Annotated in this window: 3 protein-coding genes; all 3 read left to right on the forward strand. The window is 44.6% G+C overall.

Features of this window, described 5'->3' with window-relative positions; translation table 11 throughout:
- Positions 1-739: prohibitin family protein (locus WBA23_RS01800; RefSeq protein WP_424580526.1), on the forward strand; the 739-nt coding region annotated here is incomplete at its 5' end.
- A gap of 62 nt (positions 740-801) precedes the next feature.
- Entirely contained in the window at positions 802-2,079 is a 1,278-nt protein-coding gene (locus WBA23_RS01805) for a citrate synthase (protein ID WP_424580527.1), read from the forward strand.
- Positions 2,080-2,300: 221 nt separating this feature from the next.
- A partial coding sequence (locus tag WBA23_RS01810) for a hypothetical protein (protein ID WP_424580528.1) occupies positions 2,301-2,800 on the forward strand: 500 nt, incomplete at its 3' end.

The following is a 2,800-nucleotide window of genomic DNA, read 5'->3' on the forward strand; positions in this document are numbered from 1 at the left end:
CACTATCGACGCTGGAGAACGGGGCGTTCTATTTAAGCCTTTCGCCGGTGGTCTTCAGAAAGACAAAGTATTTGAGCCAGGCTTCGTAGTAAAAGCCCCCTGGAACGAGATGCATGTCTATAATGTGCGCGAACAGAACGTAGAAGAAACCATGGACGTGCTGGATAAAAGCGGGCTAAGTATTGCGGTAGACGTTTCTCTCCGCTATCACCCTCAGTACAATTCGGTAGGTCTTCTGCATGAGAATTTTGGCAAAGACTATCGGCAACAACTGATTATTCCCGAAGTGCGCTCTACGGTACGTCGGGTGATGGGTCGCTACACTGCCGAAGAGATATACTCTACCAAGCGGGCTGAAGTAGAAGACGCTATCATCAAAGAAACCGAAGAGATTCTGCAAAGCGACGCGAACAATGTTCAGATGCGAGCTTTGCTGATTCGCTCGATCAATCTACCCGATCAGATCCGAAACGCCATCGAATCGAAGCTACAGCAGGAGCAGGAAGCCCTAGCGTACCAATTCCGACTGGAACGAGAAAAGAGTGAAGCCGAACGTAAACGTATCGCGGCGGAAGGTGAAGCGGCGGCCAACAAAATTATTAATAGTAGTCTGACTGATGAATTGCTAAAGATGCGGGGCATTGAGGCAACTACCCGGCTTTCTGAGTCAAGTAACAGCAAAGTAGTAGTAATTGGGGGTGGCGAAGGTGGATTACCTTTAATTCTTGGCAACAATTAAGCTACTAAAAGATTAATATCGTATAAAAGCACCAATTATCAATTCCCTAACAAAATTAACTTATGGCGGACAATACTGCGGAATTAAAAATAGAAGATAAATCTTACGAGCTACCCATTGTTGAAGGCTCAGAAAAAGAGAAGGCGGTTGATATTAGTAAGCTTCGTGGGAAAAGCGGGTACATTACTATTGATCCCGGATTTAAAAATACTGGATCTACTACTAGTTCTATCACCTTTTTAGACGGAGAAGAAGGCATTTTACGCTACCGGGGTTACTCTATTGAGGAACTTACTTCTAAGTCATCCTTTCTGGAAGTAGCTTACTTACTAATTAATGGTGAGCTTCCCTCGGCCGACGAGTTTTCTTCGTTCAAAGAAAAGATTACGCACCATACCATGGTGCACGAAGACTACAAAAAAATTCTGGATGGATTTCCTTCCCGGGCTCACCCAATGGGAGTACTGTCCTCGCTGGTATGCTCGCTGACGGCTTTTTACCCCGAATCGCTGGACCCCAACCGCTCTTCGGAGGAGGTAAAGTTGAGCATCATCCGTATCATTGCTAAGCTACCTACGTTTGCCGCTTGGGCGTATAAGCATAAAATTGGCCACCCGGTCAACTACCCCGACAACCGTCAGGATTACTGTAGCAATTTTTTGAAGATGATGTTTGCCCTTCCGGCAGAGACTTACGAAGTTGATCCGGTAGTAAGCGACGCGCTAGACAAGTTACTGATTCTGCACGCTGACCACGAGCAGAACTGCTCTACTTCTACCGTTCGGATTGTAGGTTCTTCTCAAGCCAGTTTATACGCTTCCATCTCAGCGGGAATAAATGCCCTATGGGGGCCATTGCACGGAGGAGCGAATATGGCGGTGATTGAAATGCTGGAGAACATGAAAAAGGATGGTGGCGATGTGAAGAAGTACTTAGATAAAGCCAAAGATAAGGAAGATCCGTTCCGCCTCATGGGCTTTGGCCACCGAGTGTATAAAAACTTTGACCCTCGGGCCCGAATCATCAAGAAGAATGCCGATGAAGTATTATCTGGATTGGGAGTGGATGATCCGGTACTGGATATTGCTAAAGGCTTAGAAGAAGCAGCCCTCAATGACGACTACTTCAAAGAGCGCAAGCTGTACCCGAACGTAGACTTCTACTCGGGAATTATCTACCGCGCAATGGGTATCCCTACCGATATGTTTACCGTGATGTTTGCTCTCGGACGACTACCCGGCTGGATTGCCCAGTGGAAAGAAATGCGCGAAAACAAAGAACCTATCGGTCGTCCCCGACAGATCTACACTGGTCACAACGAGCGAAAGATAGAAAGATAGTACTTGGTGTTATAGTGCGAAGTGTTACAGTGTTATAGTTGTTTTTCAGAATTAGACCATATACTTAAAAATGAAGCTATAGGTTTAAGGCTATAACACCATAACACCAAGTACTATAACACTATCATTGCACAATAAAACCGAAGTAAATTCTTTTTACTACTAGAGTGATATTCATTCTGATGATTTTTTTGTATCTTCGGTAGATTAAATAGTGGATTATGCGATTAGTTAGTTTGTTTTTACTTGCTTTCGTAGCAGTACTTGCTGCTTGCAATAATGAAGGCGAAGAGAGTTCTATCTATTCCGGACGAGAAACCCAGTATACCTTGCTAGAGGGTTCTTATTTGGAGACTACTACTTCCGGAACAATTACTATAAAGGAGCGAACCGATAAGTCCGTAGAGATTCAATTGTCAATGGATGGAACGCTCAACGATGCTGTACATCCAGTACATTTGCACTACGGTAGCCTTCAAGATGATGGTTTGGTAGCTGAGTTCCTAAATAACCTGGAAGATACTGGCAACAACCGTAGTCAAAGTATTACCCATCTTACCCAGCTACCAGATGGCACTTCGGTAACGTTCGATGAGTTCTTGGGTATGGATGGCAGTATTAAAGTGCACTTTGAGGAAGAAGGAGCATTGAAAAATATAATTCTTGGGGCCACCAATATTGGGGCTAATTATCGTATGGGCGATGTTGGATCGCTTAAGGA

Origin of the sequence: Tunicatimonas sp., from assembly GCF_049647865.1 — a bacterium.
Classification (GTDB): Bacteria; Bacteroidota; Bacteroidia; order Cytophagales; family Cyclobacteriaceae; genus Tunicatimonas.